Annotated in this window: 32 protein-coding genes and 1 riboswitch; of the genes, 4 read left to right on the top strand and 28 right to left on the bottom strand. The window is 55.0% G+C overall.

Annotated elements, in window-relative coordinates; genetic code table 11:
* Window positions 1-106: 106 nt before the first annotated feature.
* A complete protein-coding gene (locus tag GS3922_RS04640; protein WP_063165401.1) occupies window positions 107-916 on the top strand; it encodes a DUF2935 domain-containing protein in 810 nt (269 codons plus the stop codon).
* A 138-nt stretch (window positions 917-1,054) separates the two neighbouring features.
* Here GS3922_RS04640 and GS3922_RS04635 read toward each other — a convergent pair whose 3' ends face one another.
* The 3 genes from GS3922_RS04635 to GS3922_RS04625 form a co-directional block, all read right to left on the bottom strand.
* Window positions 1,055-1,453 carry a hypothetical protein gene (locus GS3922_RS04635; protein WP_063165400.1) on the bottom strand — a complete coding sequence of 133 codons (399 nt, stop codon included), beginning with the start codon at window positions 1,451-1,453 and terminating at the stop codon, window positions 1,055-1,057.
* A gap of 46 nt (window positions 1,454-1,499) precedes the next feature.
* The gene (gene scpB / locus GS3922_RS04630; protein ID WP_063167311.1) at window positions 1,500-2,129 is read right to left on the bottom strand and encodes an SMC-Scp complex subunit ScpB; all 630 of its coding nucleotides are present in this window, start codon (window positions 2,127-2,129) and stop codon (window positions 1,500-1,502) included.
* Between the two features lie 216 nt (window positions 2,130-2,345).
* Window positions 2,346-3,104, bottom strand: a complete 759-nt coding sequence (locus GS3922_RS04625) for a segregation/condensation protein A (protein WP_063165399.1) — start codon at window positions 3,102-3,104, stop codon at window positions 2,346-2,348.
* A gap of 59 nt (window positions 3,105-3,163) precedes the next feature.
* Here GS3922_RS04625 and GS3922_RS04620 point away from each other — a divergent pair, with 59 nt between their 5' ends.
* A complete protein-coding gene (locus tag GS3922_RS04620; protein ID WP_225995616.1) occupies window positions 3,164-3,880 on the top strand; it encodes a DUF309 domain-containing protein in 717 nt (238 codons plus the stop codon).
* Window positions 3,881-3,934: 54 nt separating this feature from the next.
* Here the strand turns inward: GS3922_RS04620 and GS3922_RS04615 are convergent, their stop codons facing one another.
* The 7 genes from GS3922_RS04615 to GS3922_RS04590 form a co-directional block, all read right to left on the bottom strand.
* Window positions 3,935-4,285, bottom strand: coding sequence for a GNAT family N-acetyltransferase (locus tag GS3922_RS04615; RefSeq protein WP_063165398.1), 351 nt, complete (start codon window positions 4,283-4,285; stop codon window positions 3,935-3,937).
* Between the two features lie 120 nt (window positions 4,286-4,405).
* The gene (ribH, locus tag GS3922_RS04610) at window positions 4,406-4,870 is read right to left on the bottom strand and encodes a 6,7-dimethyl-8-ribityllumazine synthase (protein ID WP_063165397.1); all 465 of its coding nucleotides are present in this window, start codon (window positions 4,868-4,870) and stop codon (window positions 4,406-4,408) included.
* Window positions 4,871-4,887: 17 nt separating this feature from the next.
* On the bottom strand, window positions 4,888-6,081 hold the full coding sequence (locus tag GS3922_RS04605) for a bifunctional 3,4-dihydroxy-2-butanone-4-phosphate synthase/GTP cyclohydrolase II (RefSeq protein WP_063165396.1): 1,194 nt from the start codon (window positions 6,079-6,081) through the stop codon (window positions 4,888-4,890).
* A gap of 23 nt (window positions 6,082-6,104) precedes the next feature.
* Window positions 6,105-6,749, bottom strand: a complete 645-nt coding sequence (gene ribE / locus GS3922_RS04600) for a riboflavin synthase (protein ID WP_063165395.1) — start codon at window positions 6,747-6,749, stop codon at window positions 6,105-6,107.
* The gene (gene ribD / locus GS3922_RS04595; protein WP_063167309.1) at window positions 6,749-7,849 is read right to left on the bottom strand and encodes a bifunctional diaminohydroxyphosphoribosylaminopyrimidine deaminase/5-amino-6-(5-phosphoribosylamino)uracil reductase RibD; all 1,101 of its coding nucleotides are present in this window, start codon (window positions 7,847-7,849) and stop codon (window positions 6,749-6,751) included. The genes ribE and ribD overlap by 1 nt, the downstream gene beginning before the upstream one ends.
* Before the next feature lie 221 nt (window positions 7,850-8,070).
* Window positions 8,071-8,203: riboswitch (FMN riboswitch) on the bottom strand.
* Between the two features lie 48 nt (window positions 8,204-8,251).
* Window positions 8,252-8,380: a hypothetical protein gene (locus tag GS3922_RS18310; protein ID WP_257722316.1), complete on the bottom strand. Its 129-nt coding sequence runs from the start codon at window positions 8,378-8,380 to the stop codon at window positions 8,252-8,254.
* Window positions 8,367-8,807 carry a peptidylprolyl isomerase gene (locus tag GS3922_RS04590; RefSeq protein ID WP_063165394.1) on the bottom strand — a complete coding sequence of 147 codons (441 nt, stop codon included), beginning with the start codon at window positions 8,805-8,807 and terminating at the stop codon, window positions 8,367-8,369. Before GS3922_RS04590 ends, GS3922_RS18310 begins: the two co-directional genes overlap by 14 nt.
* A gap of 191 nt (window positions 8,808-8,998) precedes the next feature.
* On the opposite strand from GS3922_RS04590, the gene GS3922_RS04585 reads away from it, so the two are divergent.
* Both GS3922_RS04585 and GS3922_RS04580 read left to right on the top strand, forming a co-directional pair.
* Entirely contained in the window at window positions 8,999-9,490 is a 492-nt protein-coding gene (locus GS3922_RS04585) for a CBO0543 family protein (RefSeq protein ID WP_063165393.1), read from the top strand.
* Between the two features lie 35 nt (window positions 9,491-9,525).
* Entirely contained in the window at window positions 9,526-10,401 is an 876-nt protein-coding gene (locus GS3922_RS04580) for a DUF1002 domain-containing protein (RefSeq protein WP_063165392.1), read from the top strand.
* A gap of 25 nt (window positions 10,402-10,426) precedes the next feature.
* On the opposite strand, the gene lysA is transcribed toward GS3922_RS04580, so the two are convergent.
* The 18 genes from lysA to fur all read right to left on the bottom strand — a co-directional run bounded on the left by lysA (window position 10,427) and on the right by fur (window position 25,730).
* On the bottom strand, window positions 10,427-11,746 hold the full coding sequence (gene lysA / locus GS3922_RS04575; RefSeq protein WP_063165391.1) for a diaminopimelate decarboxylase: 1,320 nt from the start codon (window positions 11,744-11,746) through the stop codon (window positions 10,427-10,429).
* A gap of 563 nt (window positions 11,747-12,309) precedes the next feature.
* Entirely contained in the window at window positions 12,310-13,788 is a 1,479-nt protein-coding gene (locus tag GS3922_RS04565; protein ID WP_063165389.1) for a spore germination protein, read from the bottom strand.
* The gene (spoVAEA, locus tag GS3922_RS04560) at window positions 13,736-14,347 is read right to left on the bottom strand and encodes a stage V sporulation protein SpoVABEA (RefSeq protein WP_063165388.1); all 612 of its coding nucleotides are present in this window, start codon (window positions 14,345-14,347) and stop codon (window positions 13,736-13,738) included. The genes GS3922_RS04565 and spoVAEA overlap by 53 nt, the downstream gene beginning before the upstream one ends.
* 5 nt (window positions 14,348-14,352) lie before the next feature.
* Window positions 14,353-14,703, bottom strand: coding sequence for a SpoVA/SpoVAEb family sporulation membrane protein (locus tag GS3922_RS04555; protein WP_063165387.1), 351 nt, complete (start codon window positions 14,701-14,703; stop codon window positions 14,353-14,355).
* Window positions 14,704-14,739: 36 nt separating this feature from the next.
* On the bottom strand, window positions 14,740-15,768 hold the full coding sequence (gene spoVAD, locus GS3922_RS04550) for a stage V sporulation protein AD (RefSeq protein WP_063165386.1): 1,029 nt from the start codon (window positions 15,766-15,768) through the stop codon (window positions 14,740-14,742).
* Window positions 15,769-15,785: 17 nt separating this feature from the next.
* Window positions 15,786-16,214: a SpoVA/SpoVAEb family sporulation membrane protein gene (locus GS3922_RS04545; protein WP_063165385.1), complete on the bottom strand. Its 429-nt coding sequence runs from the start codon at window positions 16,212-16,214 to the stop codon at window positions 15,786-15,788.
* A gap of 17 nt (window positions 16,215-16,231) precedes the next feature.
* On the bottom strand, window positions 16,232-16,663 hold the full coding sequence (locus GS3922_RS04540) for a stage V sporulation protein AB (protein WP_063165384.1): 432 nt from the start codon (window positions 16,661-16,663) through the stop codon (window positions 16,232-16,234).
* A complete protein-coding gene (locus GS3922_RS04535) occupies window positions 16,650-17,273 on the bottom strand; it encodes a stage V sporulation protein AA (RefSeq protein WP_063165383.1) in 624 nt (207 codons plus the stop codon). The genes GS3922_RS04540 and GS3922_RS04535 overlap by 14 nt, the downstream gene beginning before the upstream one ends.
* A gap of 259 nt (window positions 17,274-17,532) precedes the next feature.
* Window positions 17,533-18,285 (bottom strand): RNA polymerase sporulation sigma factor SigF, encoded by a 753-nt coding sequence (sigF, locus tag GS3922_RS04530; RefSeq protein ID WP_063165382.1) that lies wholly within the window; start codon window positions 18,283-18,285, stop codon window positions 17,533-17,535.
* A gap of 13 nt (window positions 18,286-18,298) precedes the next feature.
* Window positions 18,299-18,739, bottom strand: coding sequence for an anti-sigma F factor (spoIIAB, locus tag GS3922_RS04525; protein WP_063165381.1), 441 nt, complete (start codon window positions 18,737-18,739; stop codon window positions 18,299-18,301).
* Window positions 18,740-19,090 carry an anti-sigma F factor antagonist gene (gene spoIIAA / locus GS3922_RS04520; RefSeq protein ID WP_063165380.1) on the bottom strand — a complete coding sequence of 117 codons (351 nt, stop codon included), beginning with the start codon at window positions 19,088-19,090 and terminating at the stop codon, window positions 18,740-18,742. It abuts the gene before it with no gap.
* Window positions 19,091-19,215: 125 nt separating this feature from the next.
* Window positions 19,216-20,391, bottom strand: a complete 1,176-nt coding sequence (locus tag GS3922_RS04515; RefSeq protein WP_063165379.1) for a D-alanyl-D-alanine carboxypeptidase family protein — start codon at window positions 20,389-20,391, stop codon at window positions 19,216-19,218.
* A 151-nt stretch (window positions 20,392-20,542) separates the two neighbouring features.
* Window positions 20,543-21,844: a pyrimidine-nucleoside phosphorylase gene (locus GS3922_RS04510; protein WP_063165378.1), complete on the bottom strand. Its 1,302-nt coding sequence runs from the start codon at window positions 21,842-21,844 to the stop codon at window positions 20,543-20,545.
* A gap of 18 nt (window positions 21,845-21,862) precedes the next feature.
* Window positions 21,863-22,684 (bottom strand): purine-nucleoside phosphorylase, encoded by an 822-nt coding sequence (locus GS3922_RS04505; protein ID WP_063165377.1) that lies wholly within the window; start codon window positions 22,682-22,684, stop codon window positions 21,863-21,865.
* A gap of 46 nt (window positions 22,685-22,730) precedes the next feature.
* Window positions 22,731-23,924 carry a phosphopentomutase gene (gene deoB, locus GS3922_RS04500; RefSeq protein WP_063165376.1) on the bottom strand — a complete coding sequence of 398 codons (1,194 nt, stop codon included), beginning with the start codon at window positions 23,922-23,924 and terminating at the stop codon, window positions 22,731-22,733.
* Between the two features lie 137 nt (window positions 23,925-24,061).
* Entirely contained in the window at window positions 24,062-24,958 is an 897-nt protein-coding gene (gene xerD / locus GS3922_RS04495) for a site-specific tyrosine recombinase XerD (protein WP_063165375.1), read from the bottom strand.
* Window positions 24,959-24,964: 6 nt separating this feature from the next.
* Complete coding sequence (locus tag GS3922_RS04490) at window positions 24,965-25,177, bottom strand: YqzK family protein (RefSeq protein WP_063165374.1); 213 nt, start codon at window positions 25,175-25,177, stop codon at window positions 24,965-24,967.
* A gap of 100 nt (window positions 25,178-25,277) precedes the next feature.
* On the bottom strand, window positions 25,278-25,730 hold the full coding sequence (gene fur / locus GS3922_RS04485) for a ferric iron uptake transcriptional regulator (protein ID WP_063165373.1): 453 nt from the start codon (window positions 25,728-25,730) through the stop codon (window positions 25,278-25,280).
* Between the last annotated feature and the right edge of the window lie 8 nt (window positions 25,731-25,738).

Raw genomic sequence — 25,738 nt, 5'->3', positions numbered from 1 at the left:
CGCACATACATATAGGAGCGAGATGATCAACATAGGCAAAACATAGCAAGGAGGGAAAAGCAGAATCGTCGCATTCCCCTGTGCGACGCGCTCTGCGAAAAAACGAATGAGCCAACCGATTGAGCAAGAAGCGCTTTTTGAACTCCGTTTTTGGATGCAAATTCTTGGCGACCATTGCCGGTTTATTGTTGAAGCGCTCGCCGAAAGCGAGCGGGCAGAAATCAATGAAGCGAAACAGCTGCAGCGCCTGTTTGACGACTTGCTCGCCGAAGCGCGCCGGCCGGAAGCCGCCGCGGCGTGGTCCGCGCTTATCATCCGCGGAAAAGAAGCGGGTGAACGGCTGCGGGCGTTCAAACTCCACTTGCTGCGGCGCCATGTAACCGAGTCGTTTCGCTTTTCATTGCCGCCGACGTTTTTGAACCATATGGTGAACGAACTTGATGAATGGTTGCGCCTCGCTGACTGCTATGCCCAAGGAAAGCGGCCGCCGCGCGTTCATCCGCTTCATCACGATTTGCTTTGGCTGCTTGACGCCGCCGGCCATGCCGGGGCCATTCACGACCGGCTCGACCATACGGAAAAGCAGCTGAAGCAGCAAAGCCATACGTTCACGAAGGAATGGGAAGCCTTTTATCTGAAAGCCATTGAGATGGCCGGCTACTTGCGGGCTAACGTTCATCAGTTTCCGGCGCTTTCCCGCTTCCACCGTCAAATCGAGCTGGAAATGGCCATTTTCCAAAGCTTTTTGCACGAACTCGAGGAGATGGAATTAAACAATGAAGTGCTTGGTGTGCTGTCGCCGCTCATGGCCGACCATATGGCGCGCGAAGAATGTTACTATTTGCAAAAGCTGGCCGAGACTACCGGCGAGGTGAAGCCACCGGCGTGCGACCCGACCAAGCCGCGGACGGAATAGCCGGCATGAGAAAAAGCGGTTCGCCCGAAGGAACCGCTTTTCCGCAAAATCACTGATCGCGCCCGGCGACTGGCAAACAACGCCCGGCGGCCGCGTTCTGTCGAAGTGTAAAAAACTATGCCCCGCACCCGTCTTCTGTTACGATGGCAGCGGCAGGCGGCAAGCGCCAGTGGCCGCCCATTCGCTCACCAACGCCTGCAACGTTTGGCCATCAACGGCGGCAAAATAGCGGCGCAGCTCATCCTCGTCATGAATATAGACGCGCCGGCGCTGCCGATAGGCCGGATTTTGCCATAAACAGACGAGGGCGACGATGTCGCGTAAATGAATGTCGCGTCCGGCAACCGTAAACAGCGGATCGCCTTCGTATGGCAGCACATCAAGCAGCGTCGCCTCAAAATGGCGCAAATACAACACGGACAGCGTCCGCTCTTCACCGCCGTCACGATAGGTGACTTCTGAGCGGTTAAAATAGTCTTCAAACGTATTCGACTGCGATTTTTGCAGCTCTTCGCCGTACAAGCGGCAAACGTTCATGAGCGCCCCCCTTCCCGATCAGCCGTTTTTTCTTTAGTTTACCATATTACGGCTTTTCGTCGCTCAAATTTTCCGCCAATTTTTCAAAAAATAAATCTGCCTCCCGCTCGAGCTCGCCATCATCCGCCCATTCAGGCAGCGGCGGCAGCTCCTCGAGCGTTTTCAGCCCAAAATAGTCAAGAAATTCCGCTGTTGTGCCATACAAAATCGGGCGCCCGGTTCCTTCGGCGCGCCCAACCTCTTTGATGAGCGCCCGGGCCATTAGTGTCTGGAGCGGCTTGTCGCTTTTCACGCCGCGAATTTCCTCAATCTCAGCGCGTGTAATCGGCTGGCGGTAGGCGATGATGGCCAGCGTCTCAAGCGCCGCCTGCGACAGCGACGACGCCCCTGGCGCCTCAACGAGCTTTTTTAAATACGGGGCGTGCTCTTTTTTCGTCGCCAGCAAAAACACGCCAGCCAGCTCTATGAGCTGAATGCCGCGCTCCTCCCGGCTGTAGTCTTCCCGCAGCGCCGCAACGACCGCTTTCGCCTCCGATTCGTCGACATCGAGCACAGCGGCGATTTGGGCGAGCGACAGCCCCTCGTCGCCGGCAGCAAACAGCAGCGCTTCAACGATCGCCTTCGCCGGGCGCCCCGCGCCGGCACCGTCTTTTTTTACCGTTTCCTGTTGTTCCATCGCGCTTCGCCGCGCCAAGCGTTCCTAGCTGGCGCAACAGTCCCCCTTTCTGTCCGTTTCCGTTGGCCGCCAAGACGGCAGCCGTTCTACGCGGGCGGCGCGCACCGCCTGTCCACTATGCCAGCAGAACATTGTTTGCGCTATTTACCCAATCGGCGGCGCCGCAAAAGGAAAGCGGCCCGCTGCCGCGAACCGCCGCAGCCAAACCGGTGCGCCCTAAACGGCCGGGTGTTTGGCCGCAATAAACAAATCACTGAAATTCCGCTCTTGTTCAATGATAATTTTATTTTGCTTCATCAATTCCAAAATGGCTAAAAAAGTGACGACGATAGACGAACGGTCATAAGCCGGAAACAGCTCATAAAAGTGTTTCCGCCTGTTTGTTTGTCTCAACTCATGCAAAATTTCCGCCATCCGCTTTTCGACGGAAATGTCTTGCCGGGTGATCTTCGTCCGCACCGGTTTTTGCAGCTTTTTGCGGCGCAGCAGTTTCGACAAGGCGCCCAGCATATCGTATACGTTGACGTCAAGCGGCACTGCCGCCTTTTTTTCATCGGCATACGCGCTCAAGTCGCTTGGCGGCTTTGTAAATAAAAGCGCCCGCTCTTCTTCGCGCTGTTTCAGCTCTCGCGCCGCTTCTTTAAACTTTTTGTATTCGAGCAGCCGCTGCATCAGCTCTTCGCGCGGATCGTCCGCCTCGACAAACTCGATGTCGCCGTCGGCCTCTTCCTCCGGCGCCGGCAGCAGCATTTTGCTTTTGATCGCCAGCAGTGTGGCCGCCATCACTAAATATTCGCTGGCGATATCCAACTCGAGCTCTTGCATGGCGTGAATGTACGCCATATACTGTTCCGTAATTTGCGCTACCGGAATATTGTAAATATCAATCTCATAGCGATTGATTAAATGCAAAAGCAAATCAAGCGGCCCTTCAAACGCTTCAATTTTGACACTGTACGGCAATTGCACATCCATCCCACCATTTTTTCCACAGCCATCGTCCGTGCGTCCCGTCCTCGGTTGCGGTACATTTATTGTACCATAATCAAACGATGAAGCGAACGGAAAGCGGCCGCTTTTTTGCCCTTGGGGCCGCGGCGGCGTATAATGAAGAAGGAAGCTTTCCCTTCGGCATGCCAGCCGCTGCCGTCAGGCAGGGAACAAGGCGGCGTCAACTTCACCCCGCCGGCGGGGCCGCTTTCAAGCTAGTCAGGCCTTTGCGAAAGGAACGATGGCTGATGTATCCGAAGGCGTATATTGATTATTTAGTCCATTTCCATGGCGACCGCGACTATTTTGAATGCCATGAAATTTTAGAGGAACAGTGGAAACGAGACGGCCGAACAATGGAATGGCTTGTGCTGATCCAAATCGCGGTCGCCTTCTACCATTATCGGCGCGGCAACACCTCTGGGGCGCTGCGCCTTGTGAAACGGGCGCGGGTGCTGCTTGAGGGTGCGCGCGGGATGATTCGCCGACTCGGCCTCGATGATCGGGCGCTCGCCGCCCTGCTCGATGATACAGCCAGGCGCATCGCCCATGGCGAACCGTATGAAAGCATCGAACTGCCGATTGCTGACCGCTCGCTCTATGAGCAATGTCAGGCCGCCTGTGCCGAGCGGCAGCTCGTTTGGGGGCAGGCAAGCGACACCGCCAATATGGACGTGATCGACAAACACCGGCGGCGCGACCGCACCGACATCATCGCCGCCCGCGAACAAAAAAAGCGGGCCAAAGCGGAGGGGAAATAAGCTCCCCCCTCCGCCGCCCGCAAAAGCGCGGCGCCGCGCCGAGTTTTTATTCAGCTAGCACGTTTGGCATTTATCGAAAAACGAGGCAGTCCACTCATTGGCGCACAGCCGGCGGTCAGGGTACGCCTCTTTTAACGCCTTGACCATCTGTTTCCCGATCCCTTGGTGGCGGTGTGACGGGTTGACGCTGATGTGTTGGATTTGCACAACATCGGGAGCGCGCAGCAGGACACCGATAATGCCGACGATGTCATCCCCTTCTTTCCATAAAAACAGTTGCCAATCGCTGTTCGTTTCATATTGTTTGATCGTCTGCTGCAGCCGTTTCAAGTCTTTTTCCGTCGGCATAAACGACAGCAGTCCCATGGCAATTTTCTCATAGTTTTTTCGGTAACGGATCAACATAAAAATCCCTCATTATCGACAAGCGCTTTTCCGAAAAGGAAAAGTGTTTGTCATTTTCTCTATACGTATTATAAACATTCTCACCGATATTGTGAACCATTTCATGCCTTTTTACGCAAATTACGCAAGCGTCCGCAAGACATTCGCCATTTCGATCGCGGAAACAGCAGCCTCCCATCCTTTATTGCCCGCTTTTGTGCCGGCCCGCTCGATCGCCTGCTCGATCGTATCGGTTGTCAAAACGCCGAAAATGACCGGAACGCCGCTTGCAAGCGCCGCGTGGGAGACGCCTTTGGCCGCCTCGCTGCACACGTAGTCAAAATGGCTCGTCGCGCCGCGGATGACGGCGCCAAGCGTAATGACAGCGTCAAATTGCTTCGATTCGGCCATTTTTTTCGCCACAAGCGGAATTTCAAACGCGCCCGGCACCCACGCGACCGTGATGTCGCTGTCGCTGACGCCATGCCGCGTCAAGCCGTCAATGGCCCCGGACAACAGCTTGCCGGTGATGAATTCGTTAAAGCGGGCGACGACGATGCCGATTTTCAGCCCGGTGCCGACGAAATTTCCTTCGATGACGTTCATGGTTCGTTCCCCTTTCATCAAAAATGAAGCATATGCCCTAATTTTTCATATTTCGTGCGCAAATACTTTTCGTTTTCCTTTTTCGGCGGCATTTGAAGCGGAACGCGTTCGACGACTTCGAGTCCGTGCCCTTTTAAGCCGGCGATTTTGCGCGGATTGTTCGTCAGCAGGCGCATTTTCGTCACGCCGAGATCTTTTAAAATTTGCGCCCCGATGCCATAGTCGCGCAAATCGGCCGGAAAGCCGAGCTTCTCGTTCGCCTCGACGGTATCATACCCTTGCTCCTGCAGCTTGTAGGCGCGCAGCTTGTTCATGAGGCCAATGCCGCGCCCTTCCTGGCGCATGTAAAGCAGCACCCCGCTCCCTTCCGCTTCAATTTGCCGCAGTGCCGCATGCAGCTGCGGGCCGCAATCGCACCGATACGAACCGAACACATCGCCGGTTAAACATTCCGAATGGACGCGCACGAGCGTCGCTTTGTCCGGAACGATCTCGCCTTTCACGAGGGCGACGTGCTCTTTTCCATCTAAAACATTCGTATAGCCGATGGCGCGAAACTCGCCGAACTCGGTCGGCAGTGAAATTTCCACTTCGCGTTTCACTAGTTTTTCCCGCTGGCTTCGGTACGCGATTAAATCTTTAATCGTAATCATTTTTAGTCCGAACTGATCGGCAATATCCCGCAAATCAGGAACGCGCGCCATCGTCCCGTCTTCTTTAATAATCTCGCAGATGACGCCGGCCGGCTTCGCTCCGCATAAGCGGGCCAAATCGACCGCCGCCTCCGTATGGCCGGCGCGCCGCAGGACTCCTCCTTTTTTTGCTATTAACGGAAAAATATGCCCTGGCCGTTTGAAATCGCTCGCCTTTACGTCCGGATCAAGCAGCGCCTGGATCGTCGCCGCCCGCTCGTAAGCACTGATCCCGGTCGTCGTCGTTTTGTAGTCGACGCTTACCGTAAACGCCGTGCCGTGTGCATCGGTATTATGAGTGACCATCGGCTCAAGCCCGAGACGCGCCGCCAATTCTTCCGTAATCGGGACGCAGACGAGCCCGCGGCCGTGCGTAATCATAAAATTAATGACGTCCGGCGTCGCTTTTTCGGCCAGCGCGACAAAATCCCCTTCATTCTCCCGGTCTTCGTCATCGCAAACGATGATCACTTCACCGTTTTTCAGCGCGGCAAGCGCCGCTTCGATCGCATCAAACATGGTCATTTACCCCCTTTTCCCACTCATTTATAGCCGTGCTGCTCCAAAAACCCAATCGTCAATCCGGAAGGCGGCGTTTCTTTCGCTGCGAGAAAGGCGGCGACGTATTTGCCGATCATATCGCACTCAATATTGACGAGGTCGCCGGGCCGTTTTTCGCCTAAAATCGTCGCCTCCCGCGTATGCGGAATGAGCGAAATGGTAAACGTGCGCTCGCTCAAGCCGAAAATCGTCAGGCTCGTCCCATCGACGGCCACCGACCCTTTCTCAATCATATATGAACGCAGTGAGGGCGGGACTTCGATTTCATAATAGACGGCGTTCGCCTTCGGCCATTGCCGGACGATGCGTCCGACGCCATCGACATGTCCGGTAACGAAATGGCCACCAAACCGACCGCCGGCCGCCATCGCCCGCTCTAGGTTCACCTTCGCCCCCGGCTTTAATGTGCACAACGCTGTTGCCTTCACTGTCTCCGGCATGACATCAACCGTAAACTGCCGATCCGTAAATGAAGTGACGGTCAGGCAGACGCCGTTGACGGCGATGCTATCGCCGAGCTGGACGTCTTCAAGCACCCGCCTGGCGCCAATCGTCATCACAATGGCGTCGCCCGTTTGCCTCATTTGTTCAATCGCGCCGATTTCTTCAATAATACCGGTAAACATCATGCTCTCCCCCTTCTTTTCGGTACAGCGACGATTTTGATATCCGGACCGACCGTTTCCACCCGCCGGATGTCAAGCTCCATCGCCTCGGCGAGACGCGAGAAGCCAAAACCGCCGATGGGCGTTGGCGCTTCGCGGCCGCCGATGAGTTTCGGAGCCATATAGGCGACGACTTCATTGACCGCCCCAGTGCGAAGAAAGCTGTCATGAACCCGCGAGCCGCCCTCGACAAACAATGACGTGACGCGCTGCTCGCCAAGCAGGCGGAGCACATCGCCCACATCAACGCGCGCGCTCGCCATCGGCACGATGCGCACCCCAAGCCGCTCATACGCCTTCATCTTTTCCCGGCCGACGCCGTTGCCGGTGATGATCCACGTTTCCGCTTCCTTGTCGGCAACAACATGGGCATCAAGCGGCGTATGCAAGTTTGTATCCAAAATGATCCGCAGCGGGTTTTTCCGCTGTTCCCCGATGCGAACGGTGAGCTTCGGGTTGTCGGCCATCACGGTGTTGACGCCGACTAAAATGGCGTCATGCTGGGCGCGGAGACGATGGACATCCTCACGCGCCGCGTTCGATGTGATCCATTTGCTTTCCCCTGTCGCCGTCGCAATTTTGCCGTCGAGGCTGCACGCATACTTGATCGTCACAAATGGCGTTTTCGTCACAATATAATGGAAAAACATGCGGTTTAACTCATCCGCTTCTTCTTTTAATATTCCGACATCCACGTCAATGCCCGCCCGGCGCAGCTTGTCAATTCCTTTTCCGGCGACAAGCGGATTCGGGTCGGTCGTCGCCACGACGACGCGGCGGACGCCGGCTTCGATGAGCAAATCGGCGCATGGCGGCGTTTTGCCGTAATGGCTGCACGGCTCAAGCGTCACATATACTGTGGCCCCGCGCGCCTTTTCGCCGGCCATGCGAATCGCATGCACCTCGGCGTGCGGCTCCCCCGCCTTTAAGTGGGCGCCGAGTCCGACAATCATGCCGCCGTTCACGACGACAGCGCCGACAGCAGGATTGGGGGACGTTTGACCAATCCCAGCCTTAGCTACATCAAGCGCCAACCGCATGTAATATTCATCGTTGTACACCATACCCACCTTTCCTCTATAAAATAAAAAACCCCGGAGACGCTCCGGGGCTTTGAGACGTGAGAGAATGATCCATGATGCGCATAACAGCAAACAAGAACATTCGTTCGTTAATCAAGGTTGTGTTTGCCGTACGGAAACGGAGGCTGTTGCCATGCGGGCCGGACGGCAGACGCCTCCTCTGCCGGCACCGCTCGGCTTAAAACAGCCGTGCGCACATTCTCATCCTTCTCCCATCCAGACTATACTGTCGGCTCCGGAATCGCACCGGATCGTGCCTATACGGCTCGCGGGCTGAGAGGCATCGGCCTCATCACCGCCGGTCGGGAATTTCACCCTGCCCCGAAGGATGCATAGCGATATGATTATGTTCTATTATACCACATTGGCAGCCTTGCATCATCACTTGGCGATCCAAAGCCAATATGCTGCTCCCCATAACAAGCTGACCGCCAGCAGGAAGAAAAACAACCGCCAATTGTTTCGGCTTGTCCGCTCGTCATCTTCCGTCCGCTGCTTACGGTTCGTCAACCACTTTCACTTCCTTCATCACATCGCCGTTTTTCATCGCCTTGACGATGTCCATCCCGGACGTTACTTGGCCAAAGACGGTATGCACCCCATCTAGGTGCGGCTGTGGTTCATGGACGATGAAAAACTGGCAGCTGCCGGTATCGCGGCCGCGGTGCGCCATCGAAATCGCCCCGGTGACATGCCGGTGCGGATTGTTGTCCGTCTCGCACGGAATCGTATAGCCGGCATCGCCCGTACCGTTGCCGCGCGGGCAGCCGCCTTGGCTGACAAACCCGGGGATGACACGGTGGAACGTCAGCCCGTTATAAAATCCTTCGTTCGCTAATTTTTCAAAGTTAGCCACCGTCACCGGCGCCTCATTCGGAAACAGTTCAAATTCAATTTTCCCGCCATTTTCCATCAAAATATAACCTTTTTTCGCCATCACGCTTCATCTCCTTTGTCACGCTTGAACCGTCTTTATCATACCATGATTGTCCAACGGAAAGAAAGCAAAAATGCCTGTTCACCCACACATCCAATGTTTTTTTAATATAATATATTGATATGAAGCACAAATGGGCATACTAGTGATAATAATAGGCGGGGTTGAACGATCAAGGGGGGCTTCCGGTGATGTTGTTGATGGCGGTAACCGTGATTGTATTTCTCGTTTTGTTTATCATCATGCCAAAACAGCTTTCAGTGCTTGAAATGTACACGACCTCGCTGTTTGCCATCTGTCTCGGCCTCTCTGCCGATTTATTTCTCGATCTCAAATACCATTTATACGGCTATTTTTATCCCGGGGTTGACGGGCTGGCATATTTGTTTATGACTTTTGTTTACGCCATCGTCAATCTTCTGTTTTTAAACGTTTACCCGCTGCGGCAGCCGGTTTGGAAGCAAGCCGCCTATATCGGCGGGTGGTCGCTCTTTTCCGTTCTCTATGAAATTGCCGCGCTGCGGACGGGGCTGCTGTACTACCGCGGCTGGAAGCTTTCCTACTCAGCGGCTTTGTACCCGCTTTTGTTCCTTATTTTGCGGATTCACTTTCTCCTTGTGCGCCGTCTGGCGGCGAAGGCGGAACGCCGTTTCGATAGAAAAACAGGCGGGCGTACGGTATAATGATAGTGCACTTTTTATGAACAGGGGGGAGCTGCGTGAAACGAACGATCGCTTCATCGCTGCTGGCGGTCATGCTGCTGGCATTTCCGGCCATGGCGACGGCCGATGCCGCACCGGGCGACGTCATTGTAACGCTCGGGGAAAACTTGACAGACGAGCAAAAGCAAAAAGTGCTCGAAGAAATGAAAGCGCCGGACGGGGCACAGACGGTTACCGTCTCAAACGCTGAAGAGCATAAATATTTGGATGGGCTCATCCCGAAAGCGCAAATCGGTACGCGCGCCATCTCATCGTCGATGATTACGATCGGCGAACCGGGCTCCGGACTGAATGTCGAGACGCATAACATCACATGGGTGACGAAAGAAATGTATACGAACGCCTTAATTACCGCCGGGGTGAAAGACGCCGACATTTACGTCACCGCCCCGTTCCCGGTGTCGGGCACCGCCGCGCTGACCGGGCTAATGAAGGCGTACGAAATTTCCTCTGACCAAGCCATTCCGGATGCTGTGAAAAAAGTGGCGAACGAAGAAATGGTGCAAACGGCGAAGCTGGCCGACTCGATCGGTCCGGACAAGGCGGTCGCCTTGCTGGCGAAAATCAAAGAAGAAATCGCCAACAATCCGCCGCAAACGGACGCCGATTTGCGCGCCTTGATTGAACGAATCGCCAACGACCTTGGCATTACGCTAAGCGAAAACGAAATCAACAGCCTCATTTCCCTCTTCCACAAAATGCAAAACGTGGATATCAACTGGGATCAAGTCAATGACCAGCTCAGCAAAGCAAAAGAACAACTGTCGGCATTTTTGCAGTCGGAAGAAGGAAAAACGTTCATCCAACATGTTGTTGACATTCTAAAAGAGATTTGGAATGCCATCAAATCAGCGTTCTCCTCGAGCCAATAAAAAAGCCCGCTTCACGCGGGCTTTTTTATTTTCTCACCTTCGCCTTGAACGGCAAATCGTGCTGGATTAAATCTTCATATGTTTCCCGTTTGACAACGAGCTGGGCGTCGCCATTTTCGACAAAGACAACTGCCGGGCGCGGCAGACGGTTGTAGTTGTTCGCCATCGAATAGCCGTAGGCGCCGGTGCAAAAGACGGCCAAATAATCGCCTGGCTTCGCCTCGGGCAGCGCGAGATCCCAAATGAGCATATCGCCCGACTCGCAGCACTTCCCGGCGATTGACACGGTTTCTGTTCGCTCGCCTAGCACCCGGTTGGCGATCACCGCTTCGTATTTCGCCCCGTACAGCGCTGGACGAATGTTGTCGCTCATTCCACCGTCGACCGCGATATATGTGCGGACATTCGGCACGTCTTTGCGAGAGCCGATCGTATAAATCGTCGTCCCCGCATCGCCGACGAGCGAACGGCCCGGCTCGATCCAAATTTCCGGCAGCGGAAGCCGATGCGCTTCAGCCTGCTTTTTCACTTCCTCGACGATGCAATCGACGTACGCTGACACCGGAATAGGATCGTCCTCCTCCGTATAGCGGATGCCAAAGCCGCCGCCAAGGTTGATGACCGAAGGGACAAACCCGTGCTCCTTGTTCCATTCCGCCATCTTTGTGAACACTTTTTGTGCAGCAAGCACAAAACCGGCCGTTTCAAAAATTTGCGAACCGATATGGCAGTGAACGCCAAGCAGCTGAAACGCCGGCGATCCCATCACACGGCGGAACGCCTCATCCGCCTGGCCGTTGTTTAAGTCAAAGCCAAACTTTGAGTCTTCCTGACCCGTTAAAATATAATCGTGCGTATGCGCCTCGACGCCCGGCGTGACGCGGAGCAACACCGGGACCGCCCGGCCGGAAGGAACGGCCAGTTGTTCAATGAGCTCGAGCTCGTAAAAGTTGTCAGCGACGATGCAGCCGACGCCATGTTTGAGCGCCATCTCCAGCTCGTCCCGGCTTTTATTGTTGCCATGGAAATGGATGCGCTCCGACGGAAATCCGGCAGCGATCGCCGTATACAGCTCCCCGCCCGACACGACGTCAAGCGACAGCCCTTCCTCAGCGGCGAGCTGCACTATGGCAATCGAAGAAAACGCCTTGCTCGCGTAAGCCACTTGCGCCCGCACGCCATGGCGGCGGAACGCTTCTTTAAACGCGCGCGCCCGCGCGCGGATCAACGCAACGTCATAAATATAAAGCGGCGTGCCGTACATCTCGGCCAACTCGACCGTGTCGACGCCGCCGATTTCCAAATGCCCTTTTTCATTGACGCGGCTCGTCCCATGAAAAAACATGAAAATCCCTCATTCCTCATCAAAATGGCGCAAAAAAGCAAAAAGACAGTTCGCGATCGGCAACTGCCTTGAAAGAACAAAGCCGCAGAGCGATCGGTTCTGCCACGCAACGGGCCGCTCTATACAGCCATGCACCCGGGCGCGTCCGAACGGAGCGGGCGGCCCGCCCATCCCGCACTTTCTAAGGTGCGGAACATCAAATATAACTTATCATAATTATATACAAGTTGCAATAGCGCCATCACGAGAAAAGCGGCCGTCAACATATGCCAACGGAAACGGCCGCATGAGCTGCCCACCGCCTGCGCTTCGCTTAGGGGTGGGGGCTTCAAGTAACTTGTGCGTGTTCGTTGAACGGTAAGCCACTCACAAGAACTATTTACGCTTCCCTTCGTTCCGAAGGTGTCCGTTCGAACCATCAACGATCCAATTTGTTGGCGATGGCCCACCGACATTTCTTTCCTTCCTGCTCATTGGGCGTCCGCCCTGCACATTCCTTGAGGAGGGAGACTTCTTTCGAGAATGACGTTAAACGTTGAAAAGGAAAACGGGAGCGATTCGCGTCACGATGGCTGCTTTTGCCGGTCTTGCGGATGGACGATGCTCGGGCGCACTTTCGCTCCAGCGGCCGAACGGCGGACGACAATTTGCATAAATGCCGCCGGATCAAAGGGAATAAATGGCCATAAGTACGGCGTGTTCAGCGAGCGGATGCTCGCTAACCAAAGCAAATAAACGGTCGTGCCGATCACGAGCCCTGGCACTTTAAATAAGGCGACCAATATGACAAGCGCCAAGCGGGAAATCTTATTGGCTATACTGAGCTCATAGCTCGGTGTCGCAAATGAGCCAATCGCCGCCACCGCGACGTACAAAATGACTTCCGGTACAAACAACCCGACATCGATGGCGATTTGCCCGATCAAAACAGCAGCGATTAAGCCCATGGCCGTCGACAGCGGCGTCGGCGTATGAATCGCTGCCATCCGCAGAAACTCAATCCCGAAGTCGGCGAGCAAAATTTGCATGACAATCGGAATGTTCGTCTGTTTGTTCGGCCCGATAAACGCCCACGATTCCGGCAAGAGCGACGGCTCGAGCACAAACAGCACCCAAAGCGGCAGCAAAAACAGCGACGACAAAATGCCTAAAAACCGCACCCAGCGGACGAACGTTCCGACCCCCGGCGACTGCCGGTACTCTTCTGCGTGCTGGACATGGTGGAAGAACGTCGTTGGCGTAATAATGACGCTTGGCGACGTGTCGACCATAATGAGCACATGCCCTTCAAGCAAATGCGTCGCCGCAACGTCCGGCCGCTCCGTGTAGCGGACGAGCGGGTACGGGTTATACCCTTGCTTGACTAAAAACTCCTCCACTGTTTTGTCACCCATCGTCAGCCCGTCAACATTAATTTGTTTCAACTCCTTTTTGACAAGCTCGACAAGCCCCGGGTCGGCGACATCTTTAATATAGGCGATGCATATATCGGTTTTCGATCGTTCCCCGACTTGCAAAATTTCAAGACGCAGCCGTTCATCACGGATGCGGCGCCGGGTCAACGCCGTATTGACGATAATGTTTTCAACATACCCGTCGCGGGCGCCGCGCACGACTTTTTCCGTATCCGGTTCTTGCGGCTGCCGGCCCGGGTAGCTGCGGACGTCGACGGCAAACCCGGTTGATTCGCCTTCGATCAAGACGATGATCAACCCGGACAGCAGCTTATCGACTGCCTCGTCAAGGCTTGTCACCGGACTCACTTGCTGGTGGACGAGCCGGTTCTCAATAATTTGCCGCGCTTGGGCGACTTGGCGCTCATCGTCATTGACGCGCACGATTTGTTTTAACAATTCGATAATATATTGGGTGTCGCATAAACCGTTGCAGTAATAAATATGTACTTCCCGGTTTAGCACGTGAACTTTCCGCACACCTAAATCAAAGCTTGTGCCGACGCCGATTCGTTTTTGTAAAAACTTGGCGTTGTCAACGAGTTTCTCCGCGATCGGCACTGTTTCCTTTTTCCCTTTTTCCGGCATGGCCATCACTCCTTTCAAGAATCAACTCGACCGCCTTGCGCGTAATGGGCGCCCCGTTTTTCGCATGGTCGCGGTATCCCATTTTGCCGATGTCGCCGATGCCGACGACAAGGGGTATGTTGAGCCGGTCAAGACAGTAGACGGTGTCGCCGTTAATCCGTCCGACGTCGAGATCGCGGACGCCTTCTTTATCGACTCCGTATTCTGTAATCAAGCCGTCACGGTCGATGCTGACGTGCACTTTTGTCCATTCGTGCTGGTGCGTATTGGAAGCAACCGCCAGCGCTCCGAGCACTTCAATTTGCTCATGCGTTGCTACGTAACGGAGCGCCTCTTCGCCCGATCCCTCCCCGATGGCGCCGCAATCGTCAAACATGACAAACACCGGGTCATGCGGCGTTTGCAAAATAAGCTCCACAAGCTGTTCGCCGCTTAGTTTCGTCGGATTGCCTTGCGAACGGGAGATGCAGCGGCCGCCAAGATCGGCGGCCACCCGCTCGATCGCCCGGCACGCGAATTCGTCCCCATCGGTCACTAGAATCACCCGTCGTTTTTTCATGATCTCTACCCTTTCGGTTTGCAAATGAGCGCAGCGAAAAACGAGCCAGCCACGATAAAGGCGAATAGAGCACCGGCAAAGCGAAACACTGCCGCTCCGGTCTCGACTAGGCCGTCCGGCCGCGGTTCGACAATCACGCCTTTCGCCAAAAAATAGCCAAATCCGCTCAGCGGCATCGTCGCCCCTGCGCCAGCCCAAGCGGCAAACCGGTCGTATACGCCGCTAAACCCAAGGAGGACGCCCAAGATGACAAGCGCGCTGGCGACGCCGGCCGGCGTCCATTTGCCGCGGTCGATGGCAAGCTGGGCGAGGGCGCATAGCAGCCCGCCGGCCAAAAAGGCACGGACGTATTCCATCATTGCATTCCCCCTTGCTCAGGCACGAAAGCCTTTTTATGGCAGCGAACCCGGCTCACGTTTGGCCGCTTCAATGACGACGCCGTGGGCGACGGCCGGAATCGATTGTTTTTGCTGGACCATCGTTTGGCTAAGAAGCGCCCCGGTGGCGACGACAAACAGCCGGCGAAACGTGCCGCGGTCAAGCTCGTTGAGCAAATAGCCGTACGTAACGACCGCCGAACAGGCGCAGCCGCTGCCGCCGGCAAACACCTTTTGATCCGGGCGGTAAATCATCAATCCGCAGTCGTTATAGACGTCGCTTATATCATAGCCGGATTCAGCCAGCAGCTCGCGGACGATCACACTGCCGACGCGTGATAGGTCGCCGGTGACAATCAAGTCATAATCGCGCGGCGATGCACCTAAATCGCGGAAATGCCGCTCGATCGTATCCGCCGCTGCCGGAGCCATCGCCGCCCCCATATCGAGCGGATTCGTCACCCCGGCGTCGATCACTTTGCCGATCGTCGCCGCCCGGATGCGCCATCGCCCCGGGGTGCGGCCGACGAGCGCAGCGCCGGCTCCCGTGACGGTAAAGGTTGCCGTTTTCGGCTTTTGCACCCCAAGTTCGGTCGGATAACGAAATTGCCGCTCTGCGGTCGCGTTATGGCTGCTCGTCGCCACAAGCGCCGTATCGGCGAGCCCGCCGCCGACCAAAGCGGCCGCTGCCGCCAGCGTCTGCATCGACGTCGAGCAGGCGCCGAACAGGCATAAAAACGGAATCGGCAGCCCGCGCGCGACATAGTTGGACGTCGCATTTTGGTTCAATAAATCGCCGGCTAAAAACAAATCCACATCGCGGGCAGAGATGCCGGCCTTTTGCAGACAGCGGGCAACCGCCTCGCTCATCAACCGCCGCTCGGCCAGCTCCCACGTCTCTTCGCCGCAATATAAGTCGCGATAGGAAATGTCAAAATAGCGGCCAAGCGGCCCATCGGCCTCGAGCGGACCGACAGCGGTGGCAGCGGCCCTGATGTAAATCTCCTCATCAAACACCCACGTCTGCTTCCCGACACGCTTCATGTCCTTCCCTCTTTTCGTTATGGCCAAAAGAGGCCGAGCACGTAAGCAACGATCACGCCGTAAATGATGGTTGCCCCCCCGGCTTTCAACATCTGCCCGGCCACTCCCGCCGTCCATCCTTCGCTCCGGTGCTCGATCGCCGCGCTGGCCAGGGCGTTGGCCAGCCCCGTCATGAGCATCGTCGCCCCCGCACCAGCGAACTGGCTGAAATCGTCATATCTACCGACGGCTGTCAGCGCGATCGCCAATCCGGCCATCACCGTCACCGCCCATAATTGAGCGGCAAACGGCGAAGCGGCAAACAGGCGGCCATGCCACTCAGCAAGCCATTGGGCCAGCGCGCAAAGCGCCCCGCCGGCAAAAAACGCCTTGGCCGCGTTGGCGGCGTATGGGGGGGAAGGCTGAAACGCCTTCACCTCACGGAGATAATCGGCTTTTAATCCCACGTTTTCGTCCCCCTTTTTCAGTGAAAGTAATCGGCAAAATAAAGCCAATGGAACAATGAGCCTGCTACTTTGCCGAAGGCGATCGCCATCAATAAAATGACAATTTTATCGTCAACACCGATGCGTTTCGCTAAAATCGGCCAAACGTTCAATACTTCCGTCAGCGCCGCAGCGAGCATCCCAATAAAGATGCCATGCAACAATCCGATCGGCGCCAGCCAATATTTCGACAAGTGCCAGACAGAATGGCGCAAACTCATCCATCCGCCGACGATGGCGCCGGCGACGGCACTCCACTCGTACGCGTGGATGCATTTCACCGTTTTCGTCAGCTGCGTCAACCGCGGAATGACGCCAAGCACGACTAAAAAAGCGACAAATCCGGTTCCGACCGCCAGCCCTCCAGCGAAGCCGACGAACACTACCAGCAAAATCTCAAGCGTCGTCAAGATGTCTCATGCTTTCTTTGTTTTCATGCAAAATCACGTACTGGTCAATGGCCTGCTGGTAGTTGAACATTTCGACTTCAAGAGGGCTGGGCTCTTCATTAATCCGCTTGCGGAACCAATGGTTGAAAAATAACACCATCCCGATGCCAAGCCCGAGCGAATACGGAATTTGCAAAAGCAGCGGCTTGTCGACCGATTGGCCGGTCATCATTTCATACAGATGGCGATGCACTTGCTGCATGCTTACATCTTCGTGAAAGTTCATGATGGCCATCGCCGAACCGACGAACAAAAGAAGCCAAACAAGAATAAAAGAAGCCGTCGAAAACCGCCGTTTTTCATACACAACTTCGACGATCGTCTGCGACGGGCCAACCATCTGCACATCGAGCGACTCGTCGACATCGAGCACAGCCCGGACGATGTGCATCATATCGATAATGACGATATTTTTGTCGCTCGGTTGAATGCGATAAAGCGGAATCGCCTTCAGCCGCCGAATGAGCCGGCCATCCATCGCGGCGATTTGCGCCACCTGCCCCAACGTGACGAGCGCCTCCGGCTTTACTTGCACGCGATGGCGCGGCTTAATGAACACGGTGTTTGCCATCTGTCCCACACCTTTATCCCCATTTTGTTTTTCTTTAGTTTGTTTGGCTGAAAAAAGGATCATGCAGCTTGTCGGCATTCACCATCAATTTCATAAAAATAGAAAAGAATGGGCCGAACAATCCCCATTCTTTTGACGGAAATTTTTTCAGTTGTTGCATGATGCGGAAAAAATGGACTACCCGTCCCCTTTTTCCCGCCCAATGCGGAAAAAATGGACTACCCGTCCCCTTTTTCCCGCCCAATGCGGAAAAAATGGACTACCCGTCCATTTTTTCCTTTATGTGCTGCAATATTTTCTTTTCCAGCCGGGATACTTGCACTTGAGAGATGCCGAGTCTTGATGCCACTTCGGACTGGGTTTGGTCTTTGTAATAGCGCAAATAGACGATGAGCCTTTCGCGCTCGTCGAGCTCTTCGATCGCTTTTTTTAAGGCGATTTTGTCAAACCATGACGCCTCGTCGGCATCGGCGATTTGATCGAGCAGCGTGATCGGATCGCCGTCGTTTTCGTACACCGTTTCATGGATCGACGCCGGCGAGCGGACTGCCTCTTGGGCGAGAACGACCTCTTCCGGTGAAATGCCCAAATAGTCGGCAATTTCGGTGACCGTCGGCGCCCGCCCGCGCGTTTTTGACAGCTCGTCTTTCGCTTTGCGGATTTTATTGCCCATCTCTTTCAGTGAACGGCTGACTTTCACCGTACCGTCATCGCGGAGAAATCGCTGGATCTCCCCGATGATCATCGGTACGGCGTACGTCGAAAACTTGACGTCATACGATAAGTCAAACTTGTCGACCGATTTTAACAGGCCGATGCAGCCGATTTGGAACAAGTCGTCCGGTTCGTAGCCGCGATTTAAGAAACGCTGGACGACCGACCAGACGAGGCGCATATTTTTTTCGATAATTTCATCGCGTGCTTCTTGGTCGCCTTCCTGGCTGCGGCGGATCAGCTCCTTCATCTCCTGGTCTTTGATTGGCGACTGATCTTGCTTGACATCGACATCCATAGGCATGTCTCCCTCAGTTACATAACGCTTTGCTTTTGGCAATATGCTTTTTCAAATAAACGGTCGTCCCTTTGTTCACTTCCGACTCGACAACGACTTCATCCATGAAGTTTTCCATAATCGTAAAGCCCATGCCTGACCGTTCGAGCTCCGGCTTTGTCGTAAACAGCGGCTGGCGCGCTTCATCGATGTTGGCGATGCCGACCCCTTCATCTCTCACCGTCAAATGGATGACACCGTCTTCGATGATGACGGAAATGGAGACGATGCCGTTCGGATCATTGTTGTAGCCGTGAATGATGGCGTTTGTCACCGCCTCCGAGACGACTGTTTTGATTTCCGTCAGCTCATCCATCGTCGGGTCGAGCTGGGCGACAAACGCCGCCACCGTCACGCGGGCAAACGACTCGTTTTCACTGCGGGCGGAAAATTGGAGGTGCATTTCATTGCGCATTTACGCCACCCCCAATGCCTGCAAAGCAAATTGTTCATCCGCTTCAAAGCGGATGATTTTAAACAGCCCCGACATGTCAAACAGGCGCTTGACCGTCGGCGACACAGCGCAAACGACCATTTGCCCGCCGACGTTTTTAATTTGCTTATAGCGCCCTAAAATGACGCCGAGACCGGAACTGTCCATAAATGTCAACTGTCCTAAATTAAGCACAATATGGCGGACTGTCCGGTTTTCGAGCACGTCCGTCACTTGCTCGCGCAATTCCTCCGCTGTATGGTGGTCAAGCTCTCCAGAGAGGCGAACGATGAGCACGTCTTGCTTCACTTCCAGGTTGATCGCGAGACTCACAGCGTGTTCCTCCTTGTCCATTTCAGGATACGGAGAAGTTTCGCTGCCGCCCGCCGGAAATCCTGCCGCCCGACAAAACTAGTGGCCGTTCGCCAAAGAGAGTGGAAAGGCAGCAAAAATTGACATTACCCCGCCTGAACGAAACGGCCGAACACACGCTTGAACAAATCCCAAAAACTAGCCTCTGCCACCGTTTGTTTGGCGACGATCGGGCTGCGCAAAATCTCTTTTCCATCCTGCTTCAAAATAAGGACGCCAAGCTCATCGCCTTTTCGAATCGGCGCTTTCACGCGATCTTTCACTTTAATCACTTTTTCGATTTGCTCGATCGACTGTCCTTTTTTCGTCAGCACCGACACCGGCTCCGACGTCACGGCTGCGACCGACGTTTGCTTCCCTTTGCTGACATCGACGCGGGCGACTGTTTCGTTGCGCTTATACACCGGATGGGCTTGATATTGGTGAAACGCGTAATCGAGCATTTTTGTAATTTGCGCGTTGCGCGATTTCGGCGTCGGCGCTCCAAAAACGACGGCAATGACGCGCATGCCGTTCTTTTTCGCTGTCGCCGTCAAACAATATCCCGCTTCGCTCGTAAAGCCGGTTTTCAGCCCGTCAACACCCGGATAAAACTTGACAAGCCGGTTGGTGTTCACAAGCCAAAACTTTTTATCCGTATTTTCGCGCAAATAGTCTTCGTATTTGCTCGTATAGTTTGTAATGTCCTCATATTTCAATAGTTCACGCGCCATCATCGCCATGTCATAGGCGCTGCTGTAATGTTCCTCAGCCGGCAGACCGGTCGTATTGACGAAATTTGTATCCTTTAAGCCTAGTTCTTTCGCTTTTTCGTTCATCATCTCCACAAACGCTTCTTCCGACCCGGCAATCCGCTCGGCCATGGCGACAGAAGCGTCATTGGCCGAACCGATGGCGATCGCCCGCAGCAGTTCATCGACCGTCATTTCCTCGCCTGGCTCAAGAAAAATTTGCGATCCGCCCATCGAAGCGGCATACTCGCTTGCCCGCACTTTCTCATCGTAGGAGAGCTTTCCTTCGTCGATCGCCTCCATGATCAGCAACATCGTCATAATTTTTGTCATGCTCGCCGGCGGCAGTTTTTCATGGGGATTCTTTTCATATAGGATCTTGCCGGTGTCGCGTTCAATTAGGATGGCCGACTTCGCCTCGTCAGCCAATTCAGCCTTTGCCCCCTTCGGTTCTTTCTCCTCAGCATACACGGAAAGGGGAAGGAAAAGAAGCAGCGGCAATAAAAGCAGACGGATGACTATCGTTTTCATCTCCCAAACCTCCATTCTTTATACATGACATTTTTTCCAACAGAGATATTTTTATACAAACGGGCTAAAATAAAAAACGCCCGAAACAAACGTTTCGAGCGTTTTTCCATGAGCGACGGCGTCTTTTCTTGTACATCGCAACGACCTTTTTTTACACGATCGTCTCGTAAATGAGCGGCGGCGGAGCGACCGGCTGCGGCGAGAGCCGAATGGCGGCGGCAAGCTTTTCTTCGACGTTGCGCACGTCCGGCCGATTGCTGTGGATCGTGGCGAGCGCTTCCCCTTTCTGCACACGATCGCCCACTTTCTTATGGAGCACGACGCCGACCGCCAAGTCGATGGCGTCCTCTTTTTTCGCCCGACCAGCGCCGAGCCACATGGCGGCGGTGCCGACTTCATCCGCAACGATCTCGGCAACATAACCGTCCTCGCTAGCGGCAACGGCAAACGTATACGCCGCTTGCGGCAGCTTGCCCGGATCGTCGACGACCGACGGATCGCCGCCTTGGGCCGCCAAAAACGTTTTGAACGCCGCGATGGCGGCCCCATCGCGGATCGCCTCTTCAAGCAGGCGGCGCGCCTCATCGAGCGACGGCGCCTTCCTTGCCAAGTAAACCATATGGCTGCCAAGCGTCAAACAAAGCTCCGTCAAATCACGCGGCCCGTTCCCTTTCAGCGTAGCGATCGCCTCTTTCACTTCCAGGGCGTTGCCAACCGCATAACCGAGCGGCTGGCTCATATCGGAAATGACAGCCATCGTCTGCCGCCCAACACGCTTGCCGATATCGACCATCGCCCGGGCCAGTTCGCGCGCCCTGTCGAGTTCTTTCATAAACGCCCCGGCGCCCGTTTTTACATCCAAGACGATGGCGTCAGCCCCGGCGGCGATTTTTTTGCTCATGATCGAGGAAGCGATCAGCGGAATGCTGTTGACAGTCGCGGTCACATCGCGGAGCGCGTACAACTTCTTGTCCGCCGGCGTCAAGTCGCCGGTTTGGCCGATAATGGCGATCTTATTGTCATTGACGAGCCGGAGAAATTCGTCTTTGCTCATTTCCACATGAAATCCGGGCACGGACTCGAGCTTGTCGATCGTGCCGCCCGTATGGCCGAGACCGCGCCCGGACATTTTCGCCACCGGCACGCCGACGGAGGCGACAAGCGGGCCTAACACGAGCGTTGTCGTATCACCAACGCCGCCTGTTGAATGTTTGTCGACTTTCACGCCGCGAATGCCTGACAAATCGATGACCTCGCCGGAGTGCACGATCGCCATCGTCAACGCCGCTGTCTCTTCATCGGTCATGCCGCGAAAATAAATGGCCATCGCCAACGCGCTCATTTGATAGTCGGGAATATCCCCGTTCGTATAGCCGCGGATGATCCATTCAATTTCTTCGTTCGTCAGCGCCTGCCCATCGCGCTTTTTGGCAATCAAATCGACCATTCTCATCCCGATCACCTTTTCTTCTTATTTCGCCAGCTCGGCGACAACCGCTTTAATGAGCCGCAAAAAGTCGGCTTTCACCCGCTCGGCTGTTTCGACGACTTCGTCATGATGGAGAGGAGCATCAGTCATGCCAGCCGCTAAGTTGGAAATGCACGAAATGCCGAGCACCTCCATGCCGGCATGGCGGGCGACAATCACTTCCGGGACGGTGGACATGCCAACCGCATCGCCGCCGAGCACACGGATCATACGAATTTCTGCCGGCGTTTCGTACGACGGGCCGATGTTGGCGACATACACCCCTTCGTGCAAACGAATGCCGAGCCTTGCCGCCGCGTCTTTGGCGAGCTGGCGCAGGCGCCGGCTGTACGCTTCGGTCATGTCCGGGAAGCGCGGACCAAGCTCCGGGTCGTTCGGGCCGATGAGCGGATTTGTGCCAAGCAAATTGATATGGTCGGAGATCATCATCAAATCGCCGGGGCGGAACTGCTCGTTCACACCGCCGGCGGCGTTCGTTACGATCAGTTCGCGGACGCCGAGCGCCTTCATCACCCGGACGGGGAACGTCACTTCGCGAAGCGAGTATCCTTCATAATAATGAAACCGTCCTTGCATCGCGACGACCGACGCCCCTTCAAGCCGGCCGCACACGAGCCGGCCGGCGTGCCCTTCGACCGTTGATACCGGAAATCCAGGAATTTCCTCATATGGAATGCGAACCGCCTCCTCGATTTCGTCGGCGAGCACGCCGAGTCCCGAACCGAGAATCAAGCCGATGGCGGGCGGTGCCGGCATACGCTGGCGCAAAACATCAGCTGCTTTTTCAATCGCTTGTCGATCCATTCCTTGTTCCCCCTCACATCCTGTTCTCATCATGCCATGGCGGCGGTTACAATTGTGCCAATTCCGCTAAAAAACTTGTTCCATAAGGCGGCATACGGACGTGAAAATTATCGGCGATCGTCGCCCCGACATCGGCGAACGTTTCGCGGATCGGGAGCGGCTTTCCGCCTTGAAAGCGCGGGCTGTACACCAAAAGCGGCACATATTCGCGTGTATGGTCCGTCCCGTGGTGCACCGGATCGTTGCCGTGATCGGCCGTGATGATGAGCAAATCATCCGCCGTCAGCCGCGGCAGCACATCGTTAAGCCGGGCGTCAAACTCTTCGAGCGCATCGCCGTATCCTTGCGGGTCGCGGCGATGGCCGTATTTGGCGTCAAAGTCAACGAGATTGACAAAACTGAGCCCGGTAAAATCCATGCCGAGCGTGTCGACGAGCTTATCCATGCCGTCCATATTCGACGCTGTCCGCAGCGACTGTGTCACCCCTTCATTGTCGTAAATATCGGCAATTTTCCCGATGGCGATGACATCATACCCCGCGTCTTTCAGTTCGTTCATCACCGTGCGGCCGAACGGCTTGAGCGCATAGTCGTGCCGATTCGGCGTCCGTTCAAAGCGGCCCGGCGTCCCGATGAACGGACGAGCGATGACGCGCCCGACCATGTACGGCTCATCGCGCGTCAGCTCGCGGGCGATTTCGCAAATGCGGTACAGCTCGTCAAGCGGCACGACCTGTTCGTGGGCGGCGATTTGCAAGACGGAGTCGGCTGATGTATAGACGATGATCGCCCCCGTTTTCATATGCTCCTCACCGAGTTCTTCGATGATCGCCGTCCCGCTCGCCGGCTTGTTGCCGATCACTTTCCGCCCGGTGCGCCGCTCGAGTTCGGCAATGAGTTCGTCCGGAAACCCATCCGGAAAAACGCGAAACGGCTTGTCGATGCGAAGACCCATCAGCTCCCAATGGCCGGTCATCGTGTCTTTGCCGGCAGATGCCTCTTTCATTTTGGTATAGTAGGCGAGCGGATGGTCAACTTTCGGCACCCCTTGAATCTCGCGGATATGACTCAGGCCAAGCTTGGCCATATTCGGCATGTGCAAGCCGCCGCGATGTTCGGCGATATGGCCGAGCGTGTCCGCCCCTTTGTCGTTATATTTCTCGGCATCAGGCGCTTCGCCAATGCCGACCGAATCGAGCACAATTAAAAATACGCGCCGGTATGGTGCTTTCACATTCATTCCTCCCGCTTCCAATAAAAATCGTGTCTCTTTCCTATCGTTCCCCTATTTCCGGCAAAACACGCCTTCATTACATTGGTCAGAAGTCTGACAACTAGATCCATAGGAGCGCGCCTAGCGTACAGCGACCGCCGTGGCTAGGCGCGCGGATGATACTGTTTATACACGTCCTTGAGGCGCGTTTTCGTCACGTGTGTATACATTTGTGTCGTTGAAATGTCAGCATGCCCAAGCAGCTCCTGAACGGCGCGCAAGTCAGCCCCATTCTCAAGCAGATGAGTCGCAAACGAGTGTCGGAGCGTATGAGGCGTCAGCTCTTTTTCAATGCCCGCTTCTTTGGCAAGCCGTTTTAAAATTTTCCAAAACCCTTGCCTTGTTAAGCGCTGGCCGTAATGGTTCAAAAACAGCGCCTCCGTCGCCCGCTTGTGCGGGTTCACAAGCTGCGGGCGCCCGTGCTCCAAATAGCGGGTAAGCGCTTCAATGGCCATCCGGCCGATCGGCACGATCCGCTCTTTCCGCCCTTTCCCGTAACAGCGGACAAACCCCATCGTCAAATGCACGTCGCCGAGGTTGAGTTGCACCAACTCGCTGACGCGCATGCCGGTCGCATACAGCAGCTCCAGCATCGCCTTGTCGCGCAAACCGAACGGCGTATTCGTCTGCGGCGCCGCCATAAGCGCTTCGATTTCTTCTACGGACAGCACTTTGGGCAGCGTTCGCTCAAACTGCGGCGTTTCGATATGGACGGTCGGGTCTTGCGCCGCCATTTTCTCCCGCAGCAAAAACTGGTGGAACGAACGGATCGACGCCAAATAGCGGGCAATCGTCCTCGCTGACTGCCCTTGCTCGCTTAAAAACTTTAAAAAATGGAGAATATGCAGGCGTCCGACTTCGCCCAGCGCCTCAAGCTGCTCGACGTGGCGCAAGTAGCGGACATATTTCTTTAAATCCCGCTCATACGAAATGATCGTATTGTGCGCCAAGTTCCGCTCTACCGTCAAATAGTGCAGAAAATCCTTTAATTCATGTTCCAATGTTCTCTACTCCCCGTCGCGATAAAAAAATAATAGCCGGTTGAGCCAGTCCGGAGGCGCGCTTTCGGTCGTCGATACTTTCACCGCCGATCCTCCCGGTTCATCGTATCGGTGATAATATTCGTACTCGCGATGAAACCATACAAGACTATAATAAAATAAAATGGTGCATCCCGTAAACAAAAGAAATACTTTCACCATTTGCCAAACCGTTTTCATGGCACCCTCCCCATCGGCTGCTTGCCCACTTGCTAGTATGAGGATATGCCATTTGTTTCCCTATTTATACGCAAAAAAACCTTTCCCACTGGAAAAGGTTTTATTTTTCTTCATGTTTTTGCTGGCAGCGGTGGCAAATGCCATGAAACGTCAAGCGGTGGTCTTTAATTTTAAACTTCCATTCCCGTTCGACAATGGCTTCGACGTCCTCAAGCAAATCTTCCTGAATTTCCGCCACCGAGCCGCATTCGAGGCAAACAAGATGGTGATGGAAATGCGCCGCCCCTTCCTTGCGGAGGTCATAACGTGATACCCCGTCCCCGAAATTGATTTTATCGACAATTTTCAGCTCGGTTAGCAGCTCAAGCGTCCGATAAACAGTCGCCAAGCCGATCTCTGGGGATTTTTCTTTTACGAGGAGGTAGACGTCTTCGGCGCTTAAATGATCCTCTTCATGTTCGAGCAGGACCCTTACCGTCGCTTCCCGCTGCGGCGTCAGCTTATAGCCAGCCGAGTGCAGCTGCTTCTTAATCCGTTCCAAACGATCTTCCATGTTTTCAT

The organism is Geobacillus subterraneus (assembly GCF_001618685.1).
GTDB classification, from domain to species: Bacteria; Bacillota; Bacilli; order Bacillales; family Anoxybacillaceae; genus Geobacillus; species Geobacillus subterraneus.
This window is presented reverse-complemented; position numbering and strand designations above follow the sequence as displayed.